This window comes from Streptomyces griseoloalbus (assembly GCA_014650015.1).
GTDB lineage: Bacteria > Actinomycetota > Actinomycetes > Streptomycetales > Streptomycetaceae > Streptomyces > Streptomyces griseoloalbus.
On record BMUD01000009.1, the window covers coordinates 177137 to 192390 of the forward strand.

11 protein-coding genes are annotated in these 15254 nt (G+C 73.0%); 4 read left to right on the top strand and 7 right to left on the bottom strand.

Annotated features, from left to right (window positions below; genetic code table 11):
• Nucleotide 1: 1 nt before the first annotated feature.
• The 5 genes from mgt to IE178_RS16205 all read right to left on the bottom strand — a co-directional run bounded on the left by mgt (nt 2) and on the right by IE178_RS16205 (nt 5351).
• Nucleotides 2-1198, bottom strand: coding sequence for a macrolide-inactivating glycosyltransferase (mgt, locus tag IE178_RS16185; protein ID WP_438874381.1), 1197 nt, complete (start codon nt 1196-1198; stop codon nt 2-4).
• A gap of 47 nt (nt 1199-1245) precedes the next feature.
• The gene (erm, locus tag IE178_RS16190) at nt 1246-2025 is read right to left on the bottom strand and encodes an ErmE/ErmH/ErmO/ErmR family 23S rRNA (adenine(2058)-N(6))-methyltransferase (RefSeq protein WP_193512783.1); all 780 of its coding nucleotides are present in this window, start codon (nt 2023-2025) and stop codon (nt 1246-1248) included.
• 277 nt (nt 2026-2302) lie between these two features.
• Nucleotides 2303-3583: an ABC transporter substrate-binding protein gene (locus tag IE178_RS16195; RefSeq protein ID WP_193512784.1), complete on the bottom strand. Its 1281-nt coding sequence runs from the start codon at nt 3581-3583 to the stop codon at nt 2303-2305.
• Nucleotides 3583-4416 (bottom strand): carbohydrate ABC transporter permease, encoded by an 834-nt coding sequence (locus IE178_RS16200; protein WP_184761471.1) that lies wholly within the window; start codon nt 4414-4416, stop codon nt 3583-3585. Before IE178_RS16200 ends, IE178_RS16195 begins: the two co-directional genes overlap by 1 nt.
• Nucleotides 4413-5351, bottom strand: coding sequence for a carbohydrate ABC transporter permease (locus tag IE178_RS16205; RefSeq protein WP_193512785.1), 939 nt, complete (start codon nt 5349-5351; stop codon nt 4413-4415). Before IE178_RS16205 ends, IE178_RS16200 begins: the two co-directional genes overlap by 4 nt.
• Before the next feature lie 239 nt (nt 5352-5590).
• Between IE178_RS16205 and IE178_RS16210 the strand changes: the two genes are divergently transcribed.
• On the top strand, nt 5591-6454 hold the full coding sequence (locus IE178_RS16210) for a phosphotransferase enzyme family protein (protein WP_184761473.1): 864 nt from the start codon (nt 5591-5593) through the stop codon (nt 6452-6454).
• Nucleotides 6455-6470: 16 nt separating this feature from the next.
• Here IE178_RS16210 and IE178_RS16215 read toward each other — a convergent pair whose 3' ends face one another.
• Nucleotides 6471-7193 (bottom strand): 3'-5' exonuclease, encoded by a 723-nt coding sequence (locus tag IE178_RS16215; RefSeq protein ID WP_193512786.1) that lies wholly within the window; start codon nt 7191-7193, stop codon nt 6471-6473.
• 131 nt (nt 7194-7324) lie between these two features.
• On the bottom strand, nt 7325-8566 hold the full coding sequence (locus tag IE178_RS16220; protein ID WP_229875587.1) for a DUF5919 domain-containing protein: 1242 nt from the start codon (nt 8564-8566) through the stop codon (nt 7325-7327).
• A gap of 553 nt (nt 8567-9119) precedes the next feature.
• Here IE178_RS16220 and glgX point away from each other — a divergent pair.
• From glgX to IE178_RS16235, 3 genes are all read left to right on the top strand, one after another.
• A complete protein-coding gene (gene glgX, locus IE178_RS16225; RefSeq protein WP_193512787.1) occupies nt 9120-11258 on the top strand; it encodes a glycogen debranching protein GlgX in 2139 nt (712 codons plus the stop codon).
• Nucleotides 11259-11348: 90 nt separating this feature from the next.
• Entirely contained in the window at nt 11349-13745 is a 2397-nt protein-coding gene (gene treY / locus IE178_RS16230) for a malto-oligosyltrehalose synthase (protein ID WP_193512788.1), read from the top strand.
• A gap of 257 nt (nt 13746-14002) precedes the next feature.
• On the top strand, nt 14003-15253 hold the full coding sequence (locus IE178_RS16235) for a M14 family zinc carboxypeptidase (RefSeq protein WP_193512789.1): 1251 nt from the start codon (nt 14003-14005) through the stop codon (nt 15251-15253).
• Nucleotide 15254 lies beyond the last annotated feature (1 nt).

The following is a 15254-nucleotide window of genomic DNA, read 5'->3' on the forward strand; positions in this document are numbered from 1 at the left end:
CCTACCGTCCCGGCAGCTCGGCCTCGATGAGGTCGGCCGCCCGGCGGGTGCCGCCCTCCCGGGCCATGTCGGCCTGGATGTCCTTCAGCCGCCGGGCGACCTCCGGATCGTCGACGAGGGCGAGCGCCGTGGCCCGCAGGGTTTCCGCGGTCGCCTCCTCGGTGGGCAGTTGCCGGGCGACGCCGAGCGCCTGGAGCATGTCGGCGTTGCCGAACTGGTCCACGGCCTGCGGTACGGCGATCATCGGCGTGGCCGTGGCCAGCCCCTCCTGGCTGCCGCCCGCGCCGGCGTGGGTGACGAACAGGTCGGCCTGCCTGAGGATCGCGAGCTGCGGCACCCAGGTGCGCACCTCGACGTTCTCCGGTACGTCGCCCAGTTCGGCGGGGTCGACATGCCGGCCGATCTGGAGCACCAGGTGCCAGCCGGGCAGGTCGCCGAACGCCCTGACGCACTCCCGGTAGAAGGCGGGCTGCTTGGTGAACGCCGAGCCGAGCGACACCAGCACGACCCTGTCGGCCCCCGCGGGCCGCTGCCAGTCGCCCTCGGCGGCGCGGTCGCCCTGACAGGCCCCGACGAAGGAGTACACACGCTCGTCCACCCGGTCGGCGTGGGGCTGCAGCGCCTTGGGAATGAGGACGATCGAGCGGGCGGGACGGCCCCCGAAGTCGTCCGGGTGCTGGGTGATGCCGTTCTCCTCCAGCCAGGCCTGGAAGCGGGCGTAGTACGCCTTCCCCCGCTCGGTCTTCTTCGGCTCCTCCCACATCGGCTCGGCCACCTCCGCCTCGTACCCGTCCCAGGCGACGAGGTTCGGCGAGAGGGAGACCGCGGGCACGCCCCAGCGGTGGGCGAGCACACGCGCCGGGTAGGAGGCGATGTCGTGCAGGACGAGGTCCGGTTCGTCCCCGTCGTACGCCTCGATCAGCTGCGGGAGCGCCTGGATCGCGTCGTTCAGGAACGGCTCGACGTTGTCCAGCAGGGTGCTGCCCCAGGCCTCCGGATCGGCGTCGGGACCCGGCAGCGTGCTGTTCCACGGCCTGGGTTCGGCGCCGGTCCCGGCGACCTTCTCCGCGAAGACCGGCGGGATCGCGTACGTCACCCGGTGCCCCCGCGCCACGAGCTCGCGGATCACCTCCAGGCTGGGGTTCACGTGGCCGTGGGCGGCGATGGAGAACATGGCGATGTGAGCGGGACTGGTCATGCCGCGACAGTAAGCAAGACGATACGTCTCGTGCAACTGGTTTGCGATCACCGTGCCAGCACCTCGTGCAGCCGCAACCACTGCTCCGGCGTGGCCGCGCCGACCAGGACCCCCGGGTCCAGCCGCGCCGCCCGGAACGCGGCGTCCACCCGCCGCCGGGAATGCGTCCGGCACAGGGACGCGTGCAGTGAGCCGCCCACGCCGGAGAAGCCCAGCTCGACGAGATGGCGCCAGCCGTCGTACACGGCGGCGTCGAGCAGCGGGGCACGGCGGCGCTCGATCCGTACGACACCGGCGTCGACCCGCGGCACGGGCCGGAAGGAGCGCCGGCCGACCCGTGCGAGCAGCCGCCACTCGTAGTCCGGCCAGGTCAGCACCGTCAGGCGGGTCCAGCTGCCGTAGTCCCCGGTGCGTTTGCGGGCGTACTCGAGCTGGGTGAGGAGCGTGGCGTCGGTGAGCCGGGGCGCGCGCAGACACCAGTCGACGACGGCCGCGGTGCGGGAGAACGGCACGTTCCCGGCGACGGAGAACGGCGTGCGCGGCGGGCGCGCGGCGAGGAAGTCGGCGCCGACGACGCGGACGTGAGGGGTGCCGGAGAAACGGCCGCGCAGCGCGGACACGAGCCGTGGGTCGATCTCGTAGGCGTGCAGCTCCCGGCAGAGCGGGGCGAGGGTGTCGGTCAACGCACCCTTGCCCGCGCCGACTTCGAGCAGCAGCGGGGCGGATCCGCCGTGCGGGACGGCGAGGCGGGCGAAGCGCCGGGCGGTGGTGCGGTCGGCGAGGAAGTTCTGCGAGAGCGCGCGGGAGGTGGAGGTGGGGCGGGCCATGGCCTGCGGTCCTTGTCTTCCGTGAAGGGGAAAAGGGGCAGAGAAGTGCCCTGACCGGAAGACAGAGGGAAAAAGGGGGAGGCGTACGAACGGCAGCCGCGCTGGATCAGCGGGCGTGACTCCCCGGGCCGGTCAGGGCTCCGGGGCCACGACGCATCCGGAGGGAGTGCGTGCAGCCCCGGCCGGGACCGGAGTTGATGATCGCGTTGAACGCTGCCATGGAGCGCACGCTAGGCGGCGTGCGCGACCGCAGCAACGGGTTTTCGCACCGGTGCGCTCAGCGCTGGTAGCGGGCCAGTACCAGGTTGCCGTCCTCCTCCAGCCGCTCGCGCAGTTCGTCGAGGCCGATCGCCCCGCTGTAGTACTCCTGGAGCGCCGGGGTCGCCACCTTGTCCTTCCACTCGGGGTAGCCCCGCACGGTCTGGGCGGGGGCCGGGCGCAGACGGTCGGCGAGTGCGGTGCCGGTGGCCCAGCCGTGTTCGGCGGTGCGCAGGGCGGGGTCGGCGAGGGCCTGCCGGCCGGTGGGCAGCATCCAGTCGCCGAGGGCGAGACGGACCATGTTCTCCGGCTGGAGCAGGAAGTCGAGGAAGGCCGCGGCCTCCTTCTTGTACGGGCAGTCCTCGGCGACGGAGAGCGTCTGCGGGCTGACGCCCTGGGTGAGTCCGCCGGCTCCGGCCGGGGCGGGCAGCACCTGCCAGTCGAAGCCCTTCGGTGCCTGCTGGACGATCTGCTGACGGTAGGAGAAGCCGAGCGGCACCATCGCGTACTTGCCGGCGAAGAAGCCGGGCAGGGTGTCGGAGCCGCCGCTGCCGAGCGTGGTGGGCGAGGCGCTGCGGTCGGTGTTCGCCTGTTCGTGGACGGTGCGGGGGACGACCTCGTCGCCCTCCTCGAACCGGACGGTCACCTTGCCGTCGGCGCCCCGGTGGAAGAGCCGGCCGCCTGCGGAGAGGGACAGGTTGAGCGTGGCGGACACGGGCTCCTTGAGCGGCCAGGCGACGCCGTACTTCCCGTCGCCGCTGAGCCGCTTCGTCACCTGGCGGAATTCGTCCCAGCTCCAGGGGTGTTGCGGGGTCGGGACGCGGACACCGGACTGCTTCAGCCAGGTGGCGTTGGCGATGAGCACGCGCGGTTCCTGGAGGAAGGGCACGCCGTAGATGCCGTCCGCGAAGGTGACGGTCTGCCAGCTGCGGGGCGGGATGTCGGACTTCAGCCGCTCGGGCAGCAGCTCGGAGAGATCGGCGAGATAGCCGCCGTAGGCGAAGTCGGCGAGGTCGTCCGAGGCGTCGTGGATGATGTCGGGGGCCTCACCGCCCTCGAAGGAGGTGAGGAGCTGGTCGTGGACGCTGTCCCAGCTGCCCTGGACGTACTCCACCCGGACGTCCGGGTGGGTGGCGTTCCACTCCTCGACCAGTTCCTTGTTCGCCTCGACGGACTCCTGCTGCCAGGCCAGGGACTGGAAGCGCAGGGTGATCCGGGCGTCGTCCCGGGTGCCGCCGGCGGAGCAGCCCGTCAGCAGCAGGGCGACGGCGAGCACCGCCACGAGCGTTCTGGTCCGCATCAGCTCTTCACCGCCCCGGCGAGCATGCCGCCCGTGATCCGCCGCTGGATGATCGCGAAGACGACCAGGGAGGGCAGCGTCGCGAGGAACGCGGCGGCCGCCAGCGGGCCGAGGTCGGCGACTCCCTCGGCACCGATGAAGTGGGTGAGGACGACCGGCAGGGTCTGTTTCTCCGCGGTCTTGAGCAGCACGAGGGCGAAGAAGAACTCGTTCCACGCGGTGATGAAGGCGAACAGCGCGGTCGCCACGATCCCCGGCGCGAGAAGCGGCGCGGTCACCGACACCAGGATGCGCAGCCGCCCGGCCCCGTCGACGGCCGCCGCCTCCTCCAGCTCGGCCGGCACGGCGCGGACGTACCCCGCGAGCATCCACAGCGCGAAGGGCAGCGCCCAGACCACGTAGACCAGCACCAGGCCGGGCACGGAGTCGATCAGCCGCAGGTTCTTCAGCACGAGGAACAGCGGGATGATCAGCAGCACGAACGGGAACGCCTGGCTGACCACCACCCAGCCGGTCGCGGCCCGGGCGAGCCCGGTGCGGTGGCGGGCCATCACATACGCCATCGGGGTGGCGACGACGACGGCGACGACGGCCGCGGCGAGCGCGGCGAGCAGGGAGTTGAGGGCCGCTCGCAGCAGTGGTTGTTCGTCGAAGGCCTGACGGAAGTTGGCGAGGGTGGGGTCCTGGGGAATCCAGGTCGGGTGCAGACCGGCCAGCTCGCTCGGGGGCTTGAACGCCGTCGAGAGCAGCCAGAGGAACGGGAAGGCGAGGAAGACGAGGTAGGCGAGCAGCGCGGCGTACTGGCCGACGCGGGCGCCGGTGGTGGTCCTCATGCCTCCTCACCTCCCCGGAGCCGGCCGACGAGGAAGACGGCCAGCGTGATCGAGACCGCAGCGACCATGACGCATCCCATCGCCGCCGCGTAGCCGAACTGTCCGTAGCGAAAAGCCTCTTCGTAGGCGAAGAGCATGGGCAGCCGGGTGCGTCCGCCGGGGCCGCCCTGGGTCAGCACGTAGACCAGGGCGAAGGAGTTGAAGTTCCAGATCAGATTGAGTGCCGTGATGGCGAGGGCGATGGGGCGCAGGGCGGGCCAGGTGACCGTGCGGAAGCGGCGCCAGGCGCCGGCGCCGTCCACCGCCGCCGCCTCGTGCAGCTCGCGCGGGGTGTTCTGGAGCCCGGCGAGCAGCGCGACGGTCGTCTGGGGCATACCGGCCCACACACCCACGACGATCACCGCGGGCAGAGCGGTCGCCAAGCCGCTGAGCCAGTCCCGGTCGCCGCCGAGGCCGAGGTCGCGCAGCGTCTCGTTCAGGATGCCCGCGTCCGGGTTGTAGACGATCCGCCACATGATGCCGACGACCACCTCGGGCATCGCCCAGGGGATGATCGCCAGGGCGCGGGCCGCCCAGCGCAGTTTCAGGTCCTGGTCGAGCAGCAGGGCGAGGCCGAGGGCGAGCAGGAACTGCGGCACCGTCACCCCGACCGCCCACACCAGGCCGATGCGGAACGACTCCCAGAACAGCGTGTCGTGCAGGAGGTCCCGGAAGTTGAGGGTGCCGATCCACCGGGTCGGCTCGGTGCGGCCCGACTGGGCGTCGGTGAAGGCCAGCAGGACGCCGTAGAGCAGCGGTCCCACGCTGAGGACGAGGATCGGGAGCAGCGCGGGCAGCACCAGGAACCAGGGGCCGTGGCCGACGACGCGCCCCGGCCGACGGCCCGGGTCGGGGGCGCGGGGCGCGGATCTCCTCACCTCGGTCACCGATGTCACGGAATCAGCCCCTCTGCGCTGCTCGGTCGGGCCAGGTCATGGTCGTGAAGGCGGTCTGCCTCGTCAAGGCACCGCGCACACCGCCGGAGCTGTGCGAATGGGACACTGGCCGACGGATGGCCGGATCACGGCGGTGCAGCCGCGCGCGGCCCCCCGGATGGTGACCACGCCTGGGGCACGGTCGGACGCGTCCGGCCGGGCAGGGACGATCGGGTGCGGACGGACATGGAGGCGGGCGGATGGACGAGGCACGGGCGCGGGACGTACTGGCGGCCGCGGGGGTGCTGCCCGGTGCGGGGCGTGACGCGCGGCTGCTCGCCCTCGGCGAGAACGCGGTGTTCGCCGCCGGTGACCTGGTCGTCAAGGTGGGCCGCGACGCCGAGCTGCTGGGCCGGGCCCGCCGGGAGCTGGACATCGCGAAGTGGCTGGCCGGGGCGGGCGTACCGGCGGTGCGGCCGGCCGAGTCCGGGGCGGCGCTGGTCGACGGGCACCCGGTGACCGTGTGGCACCGGCTGCCGGAACCGGTGCGGCCCGCCGAGCCCCGGGATCTGGCCGGGCTTCTGCGGCTCGTCCACGCACTGCCCACTCCCCCCTTCGAGCTGCCGCCGCGCGAACTGCTGGGCGGTGTGGAACGCTGGCTGCGGCTCGCGGGCGACGCGATCGACCCCGCGGACGCGGCGTATCTGCGTGAACGGCGCGACGGTTTCGCGTCGGCCGCCGCGGCGCTGACGCCCCGTCTGCCGCCCGGCCCCATCCACGGGGACGCGCTGCCCCGCAATGTGCACATCGGGCCGGACGGGCCGGTCCTGGTCGATCTGGAGACCTTCTCGGCCGATCTGCGCGAGCACGACCTGGTGGTCATGGCCCTCTCCCACGACCGCTACGGGCTGCCGGACGAGGCGTACGCGTCGTTCACCGGGACCTACGGCTGGGACGTGCGCGCCTGGGAGGGCTGTGCGGTGCTGCGCGGTGCGCGGGAGACGGCCAGCTGCGCGTGGGTCGCCCAGCACGCGCCGGGCAACCCGAAGGCGCTGGCCGAGTTCGAGCGCCGGGTGGCGTCCCTGCGGGAGGGGGACGAGACGGTGCGCTGGTATCCCTTCTGAGACGGCACCGGGAGCGTCAGACCGGCTCGCCCGCCAACTCCCGCAGCGGCCAGGTGCCGTCGACCGATGCGGTGGTGTCGCCCTTGCGGCGCAGGAAGTTCTGGAAGTCCGCCGCCCACTGCGCGTACCACTCGATCTGGCGGCGGTGCAGTTCCGCCGGGCCGAGGGCCGCGACCTTGGGGTGGCGGACGGCTATCGCGCAGGCCAGCCGGGCCGCGGCGAGGGCGTCGGCGGTCGCGTCGTGCGCGGCGTCGAGGACGACGCCGTACTCCGCGCAGACCGCTTCGAGGTTGCGCTTGCCGCGGCGGTAGCGGTCGACGGAACGGTCGATGGTGTACGGGTCGATCACCGGGGCGGGGTCCCTCCCGCCCAGGCGGTCGCTCAGGGACGGCAGTCCGTGGCGCCGCAGTTCGGCGGAGAGCAGGGTCAGGTCGAAGGCGGCGTTGTAGGCGACGACCGGGACGCCCGTCCTCCAGTGGGCGGTGAGGACGTCGGCGATGGCGTCGGCCACCCGGTCGGCGGGGCGGCCCTCGGCGGCAGCCCGCTCGCTGCTGATGCCGTGCACCGCCACCGCGTCCGCGGGGATCGGCACGCCCGGGTCGGCCAGCCACTCCCGGCGGCCCATCGGCTCCCCCGCCCTGACCTCGATCACGGCCCCCGTGACGATCCGTGCCTCGCGCGGGTCGGTACCCGTCGTCTCCAGGTCGAAGCCGATCAGCAGCTCCCGGTGCCAGCCCATGGGCTGCCCCCCTTCTGTGTGGTGCGTTCCCCCAGTGGTCTCCACCCTCGCACGCGCCACTGACAATCAGAGGATCGCATTCCGCTTATCGGCCGGAGCAGGTCGCCACAGGCCGCCCCGGCACGGGGCGTTCACGACACAGGACGTGAATCCGCCCACATCAGCTCGAACTCCTCGCGGTAGATGGGGAACAGTCCACCTTCCTCGACTTCGCCCGGCTTGACCACCTTGGTCCCGTTGCGCAGGACCAGCACGGGCGCCTCCATCCCCCGGGAGCGGCGCAGATGGTTCTGCACGACCGCGACCCCGTCCGACCCGTCACCGTCCACGAGGTAGGCCGTGCAGCGGGGCGTCTCGTCGTAGACCTGGATCTCGAAGGCACCCGGGTCGCGCAGCCGGGACCGTACGCGGCGCATGTGCAGGATGTTCATCTCGACGGCGCGGGCGAGCTCGCCGCGCTTGATGCCGAGTTCGCGCTCGCGGCGCTTGACCGCGCTGGAGGCCGGGTTCAGGAACAGCAGCCGGACCCGGCAGCCGGACTCGGCGAGCCGCACCAGACGGCGCCCGGAGAAGTTCTGCACCAGCAGGTTGAGGCCGATACCGAGGGCGTCGAGCCGGCGCGCTCCGCCGAAGATGTCCTCGGCCGGGAACTGGCGCAGCAGCCGCACCCGGTCCGGGTGGACGGCGACCACATCGGCGTACCGGTCGCCGACCAGGTCCTCGACCGCGTCGACGGGCAGCCGGCGGGCGGACGGCACGTCCCCGCCGGCGCCGAGCATCTCCAGCAGCCGTGCGGAGGCCCGTTCGGCCTGGCTCAGGACCGCCTCGGACAGGGCGCGGTTGCGGGACACGACGTTCCGGGTGACCTCCAGCTCGTCCAGGGCGAGCTCGACGTCCCGGCGGTCGTCGAAGTACGGCTCGAAGCAGGGCCAGTGCTGCACCATCAGCTCGCGCAGCTGCGGCAGGGTGAGGAAGGACAGGACGTTGTCGTCGGCCGGGTCGAGCAGATAGCCCTTGCGGCGGCTGACCTCGCGCACCGCGACGGCGCGCTGCACCCATTCCTGCCCGGCCGGTCCGGCCGCGGCCACCACCCAGTCGTCGCCGTGCACGGGCTCGTACACGGGCCGCAGCACGGCCGCCACGACCGCGCGCAGCCGCTGTTCGACGAGGTTCAGCCAGATGTAGGCGCGGCCGGCCCGCTGGGCGCGGGTGCGCACCTCGCGCCAGGCGTCGGCGCCCCAGTCCAGTTCCGGCCCGATCGAGCCCGCGTCCATCGGCCGTGCCAGGGACACCGCTCCGGGCGGGACGTCCGTGGAACCACTCCCCTCGTGACCCTCGTCACCAGGGGGCAGTTCCAGCCCTCCCGAGCCCACCCGCGCACCGCCTTCCGCTCCCCCGAGCACTCCCCGTCCCGACGATCAAGGAGAGTACTCCGCATGCGGCGCACGGTGCAGCCCGATGGACAGGGTCGTTTCTCAACTTCCCCCGTCCAAGCGACCGTTCCGCCCTCCGACCGCACGGGGAGTGAGCGGATTCATAGCCCCGCCGCCACGGGACGACCGAGCACAACGCCCCACGGTGGGAAGGGAATCGGGCACCGGGGCGGGCCCGCTCGCCCGACATCGCGGCCCCCTCGCCGGCACCACGTTCACGCTCCCGGTCACCGCGACCGTCCTCCGGTCACCGCGCTCGCCCGCCCCGCCCCGCGACAGCTCACCCGGCCGTCCCGGCACCCGCCACACCCGCCCCGGCCCGCGCGAGGGCGACGTCCCGCGCGCGGCTCGCGGAAACCGCCCGTCGACGGATGCACGGGTCCGGGACGACGGGGCAGAGGTAAGGGATGGTTCCCGCCCTTTCGGGGAGACTCGGGAAGACTCGGAGCCCAGGCGCCGCCACCGGCGCCGTACACCTGAAAGAGTCGTATCCATGCAGGTCTGGCCTGGCGAGGCGTATCCGCTCGGTGCCACGTACGACGGCGCCGGAACGAACTTCGCGGTCTTCACGGAGGCCGCGGACCGAGTAGAGCTGTGTCTGCTGCACGACGACGGCTCGGAGACGGCGATCGAGCTGCGCGAGAGCGACGCGTTCGTGCGGCACGCGTACGTGCCCGGCGTCATGCCCGGGCAACGGTACGGCTTCCGGGTGCACGGGCCGTACGCCCCCGAGCGCGGGCTGCTCTGCAACTCCGCGAAGCTGCTGCTCGACCCGTACGCGCGTGCGATCAGCGGGTCGGTCAGCTGGGGCGAGGAGGTGTACGGCTACCACTTCGACGCACCCGACCGGCGCAACGACCTCGATTCGGCGCCGCACACGATGTCGTCGGTCGTGGTCAACCCGTACTTCGACTGGGGCGACGACCGGCGCCCCCGTACGGAGTACCACCACACGGTGATCTACGAGGCCCACGTCAAGGGCCTCACCATGCGCCACCCGGGGCTGCCCGAGGAGCTGCGCGGCACCTACGCCGGCCTCGCGCACCCGGCGGTGATCGATCACCTCACCGAGCTCGGGGTGACCGCCCTGGAGCTGATGCCGGTGCACCAGTTCGTGAACGACCACCGCCTGGTCGACATGGGCCTGAACAACTACTGGGGCTACAACACCATCGGCTTCTTCGCCCCGCACAACGCCTACGCGTCCTGGGGCGACCGCGGCCAGCAGGTGCTGGAGTTCAAGTCGGCGGTGAAGGCGCTGCACGAGGCCGGGATCGAGGTGATCCTCGACGTGGTCTACAACCACACCGCCGAGGGCAACCACCTGGGCCCGACGCTGTCCTTCAAGGGCATCGACAACCCCTCGTACTACCGGCTCACCGACGACCGCCGCTACTACATGGACACGACGGGCACCGGGAACTCCCTGCTCATGCGGTCCCCGCACGTACTGCAGATGATCATGGACTCGCTGCGGTACTGGGTCACCGAGATGCACGTCGACGGGTTCCGCTTCGACCTCGCGGCGACCCTCGCGCGGCAGTTCCACGAGGTGGACCGGCTGTCGTCGTTCTTCGACCTGGTGCAGCAGGACCCGGTGGTCTCCCAGGTGAAGCTGATCGCCGAGCCGTGGGACGTCGGCGAGGGCGGCTACCAGGTGGGCAACTTCCCGCCGCTGTGGACCGAGTGGAACGGCAAGTACCGCGACACCGTGCGGGACCTGTGGCGGGGCGAGCCGCGCACGCTCGCGGAGTTCGCCTCCCGGCTGACCGGCTCCTCGGACCTGTATCAGGACGACGGACGGCGCCCGCTGGCCTCGATCAACTTCGTCACCTGCCACGACGGCTTCACGCTGCACGACCTCGTGTCGTACAACGACAAGCACAACGAGGCCAACGGCGAGGACAACCGGGACGGCGAGAGCCACAACCGGTCCTGGAACTGCGGCGTCGAGGGCGGGACCGACGATCCGGACGTGCTGCGGCTGCGGGCCCGGCAGATGCGCAACTTCATCGCGACGCTGATGCTCTCCCAGGGCGTGCCGATGATCAGCCACGGCGACGAGGTGGCCCGTACCCAGCGCGGCAACAACAACGCCTACTGCCAGGACAGCGAGCTGGCCTGGCTCGACTGGCCCGAGCCCGGGCAGGCCGAGGACGACGAGGGGGACATCCGCCGCCGGCTGCTGGAGTTCACGCGCGCGATGGTGTGGCTGCGCAAGGACCACCCGGTCCTCCGCCGTCGCCGCTTCTTCCACGGCCGGCCGGTGGAGGGCACCCACGACGACCTCTCCGACATCGCCTGGTTCACCCCCGAGGGGGCGGAGATGACCCAGCGGGACTGGGACTCCGCGCGGGCGTCGGCGCTGACGGTGTTCCTCAACGGCAACGCGATCTCCGAGCCCGGACAGCGCGGGGAGCGCATCACCGACGACTCGTTCCTGCTGATGTTCAACGCCTCCCCCAAGCCGCTGGACTTCGTGGTCCCGGTCGACCACGGCCGGCAGTGGCAGGTGGTGGTCGACACCGCCCGCGCGGACGGCGTCCCGCCGGGCACCGGCCCGAAGGTGGCGGCCGGCACCCGGCTGACCCTGATCGACCGCAGCCTGACCGTGCTGCGACGGCCGACCTGAGCGGCCCGGAGAGCCACCCGTCCGGGCGACGGGTGGCCCGGTGGGGTAAGCGATGACACGAAAGGCGGCCACGCGGGTACGTAGGTTCCCATGACCCCTGAGCGACCTGACCCGGCGGTGCCCACGGCCACCTACCGGCTGCAGCTGCAACCCGACTTCCCGTTCGGGGCGGCGGCGGACGCCGTGCCGTACGTGGCCTCGCTCGGCGTGTCCCATCTGCATCTGTCCCCCGTCCTGGAGGCCGTGCCCGGCTCGGCGCACGGCTACGACGTGGTGGACCACACGCGCGTGCGCGAGGAACTGGGCGGCGAGGAGGGGCTGCGGGAGCTGGCGCGCACCGCGCGGGAGCACGGGCTCGGTCTGGTCGTGGACATCGTCCCGAACCACATGGCGATGTCCCCGCGCCACAACCACGCCCTGTGGGAGGTGCTGCGCGACGGACCCGCCTCGCGCTACGCGCGGTGGTTCGACATCGACTGGGAGGCGCAGGGCGGACAGGTGCTGCTGCCGGTGCTCGGGGGGCCGCTCGGCACGGAGATCGACCGGCTCAGGACCGACGGCGACGTGCTGCGCTACTACGACCACGTGTTCCCGCTCCGCGAGGGCACGGCACAACTGCCGCTGCCGCAACTGCTGGACGCGCAGTGGTACCGCCCGGTGTGGTGGCGCCTGGCCCGGACCGAGCTGAACTACCGGCGGTTCTTCAGCATCTCCGAGCTGATCGGCGTGCGGGTGGAGGACCCCGAGGTGTTCGAGGCCACGCACGCGACGGTCCTGCGGCTGCTGCGCGAGGGCGTGATCGACGGGCTGCGCGTCGACCACCCCGACGGGCTGGCCGACCCCGACGGCTATCTGCGGCGGCTGCACGAGGCGACGGGCGGCCGGTGGACGGTGGTGGAGAAGATCCTGTCCGACGGGGAACCGCTGCCCGCCTCCTGGCCGGTCGCGGGCACCACCGGCTACGACGCCCTGCGGCACGTGGACGGCCTGTTCACGGACCCGGCGGGGTTCGGGGAGCTGCTCGGCCAGTACCGGCGGTTCGCGGCCCCGCAGACGGACCGGGGCGGCGACTGGGGCGCCACGGTGCGGCGGGCCGCGTACAAGGTGCTCACGCACGAGCTGGCCACCGAGGTCGACCGGCTGACCCGGGTGGCGAGCCGGCTGTGCGCGACCTCGCCCGAGCCCGGGCTGCGCGACCGCGCGCCCTGGGCGCTGCGCACCGCGCTCCTGGAGCTGCTGGTGCGGCTGGAGGTCTACCGCCCCTACACGTCGGTCGACGCGGCCGGTGTGGTCACCGAGGAGGCCGCCGCCGAGGCCCGGCTCGCCTTCGCCGTCCCCGAGGAGGCCGGGGCGGTGGACGTCGTACGGGACCTGGTGCTCGGGCGGTACGGGGACGGGCCGCGGCACGTGGAGTTCCGTACCCGTTTCGCGCAGACCGCGTCGGCGCTGCGGGCCAAGTCCGTGGAGGACACGGCGTTCTACCGCTACGTGCCGCTGCTGTCGGCGAACGAGGTGGGTGGCGACCCGGGCAGCCCGGCGGTGTCCCCGGAGCGGTTCCACGCGTACTGCGCGCGCGTGCAGCGCGACTGGCCGGCGACCGGGACGGTCGTCTCGACGCACGACACCAAGCGCAGCGCCGATGTGCGCGCGGCGCTGCATGTGCTCACCGAGTGCCCGGGGCGCTGGGCGGACGTCCTGGCGGAGGTGACCCGCACCGGCGAGGGCGTGCCGGACGCGCAGGTGGCGTGGGCGGCCTGGCAGACGGTGTTCGGGCTGGGGCCGGCCGAGGAGGAGCGGGTGCGGGGGGCGCTGCTGAAGCACGTCCGCGAGGCGGGGCTGTACACGAGCTGGACCGAACAGGAGCCGCCCTACGAGGAGGCGGTGGCGCGGTTCGTGGCGGCGGGGCCGTGCGGGGTGCCGGGCGAGCGGGTGGCGGCGTTCCGCGCCGCACTGGAGCCGCACATCCGGGCGAATGTGCTGGGCACGGCTCTGGTCCAGCTGACGATGCCGGGGGTCCCCGACCTCTACCAGGGCACGGAGCACGAGTACCGGGCGCTGGTCGACCCGGACAACCGGCGGACGGTGGCCTTCCCCTCCGTACCGGCCGCCGGTGCGGTCACCGACGCGGACGCCGATGCCTACGCGGCCGCGGACGCCAAGGAGGTGGTGACCCGTGCGGCGCTGGGGCTGCGGGCACGGCGGCCGGAGGTGTTCGGTGAAACGGCCTCCTACGCACCGCTGACCGCCGAGGGACCGGCCGCGGCCCACTGTCCGGCGTTCGTACGCTCCGGAGAGGTGCTCACCGCCGTGACCCGACTGTCGCTGCGGCTCACGGAGGCGGGGGGCTGGCGCGGGACACGGCTGCCCCTGCCTCCGGGACGCTGGACCGACGTACTGGAGCCGGGCCGGGAGTTCACCGGACACGCGCGCGTGGCCGACCTGTTCGAACGGCTGCCCGTGGCACTGCTGGAACGCGTCCCGGACTGACACCCGCGTCGGTCCGGGTCGCGGCGCGCGTACGCCCGAAGCGTCACGGCCCCTCTCGGCCCTCTCGGTGCTCTCGGCCGGATGCGATGGCGGCCCGGCGTGCACACCGGGCCGTCCTCGCGCGGGAGCGGGTGACACCCGCGCGGTGACCGGGACGGGCCTTAGGACGCCCCCGGGAACCTCCCCCCTCACGCCCTTGACACCGTCTTCCGGCCGTGGGGTACTGCGCAGTGCGGATTCAGGTGGTGCGACGGGGGGTGAGTCCGCTGGCGGAGCTGCGCTATCCGACGGTGGCCGAAGTGGTCTCCTCCTCCCGCGCGCTGACCGTTCAATGGCCCGGTCTGTGCGTAATGCGGCAGGTGGGGGTCTCCCGCGCGGGCCGGCCGCTGCATCTGCTGTCCGTGGGACACGCCCGGCGTGCCGTGCTGGTGGTGGCCGGCGCGCACGCCAACGAGCCGGCCGGCGGGGGCACCCTGCTCGCGCTGGCCCGGCGGACCCTTCAGGAGCGGGACCTGCGCGACGGCACGTCCTGGCACTTCCTGCTGTGCGCGGACCCCGACGGGGCGAGCCTCCATGTGACGCCGGCGCCGCGCAGTCTGTACGACTACCACCTCGGGTTCTTCCGCCCGGCGGGGCCGGAGCAGCCGGAGTGGGCGCCGTCGGTGCTGCCGCCGGACCGGCTGCCACCCGAGACCCGCGCCCTGACCGGGGTCATCGACGAGGTACGGCCCTATCTCCAGGTGTCCCTGCACGGCACCGACCTGGGCGGCAGCTGGGTGCAGCTGACGGGCGACCTGCCGGGTCTGGCCGAGCCGTTCGCCAAGTCCGCGGCGGAGTCGCACATCCCGGTGGAGACGGGCGCCTCCGACGCGGCGGGCTGGCCGGCGTCCGGCCCGGGGGTGCATGTGATGCCGGCGCCCGAGGCCGCGGCGGCCTATCCGAGCCTCACCGACGACGCGCGGCACAGCACCTGGTACGACGTCCACCGGTACGGCGGTCTGACCGCGGTGATCGAGGTGCCGATGTGGGCCAGCGACCTGGTGGACGATCCGGCACCGCATCCGGCGCCGGCCGCGGCGATGCGCCGGCTCGCGGACCGGCTGCTGCGGGACGCGGGCGAGGTGCGGCGGGTGCTGGAGGAGGCGCGGCCGCGGCACGAGGACACCGGCGGCCCGCTGCTGCGGGCGGCCACCTGGGGGCTGGAGCTGGTGCCGGGGCTGGCCGCCGACCTGGTCCGCACGCCGCCCGTCGACGGCACGAGGGCGTATGTGGGCAGCGTGGACGCGTTCGCGCGCCGGGTGCCGCTCAGGGCGGCGGCCATGCTGCGGCGGGCGCTGCTCGAGACGGACGCGCACGCGGCGGCCCGTCTCGAGCGTCTGGTCGCGCACTGGAGCGACGCCTTCGCCGCGCGCTTCCACGCCCGCTGGGTGCCCGTGGAGCACCAGGTCGAGCACCAGTCGCGCACGGTGGTGGCGGCGGCCCACCAGGCCCGCGAACAGGCCCCCTGAA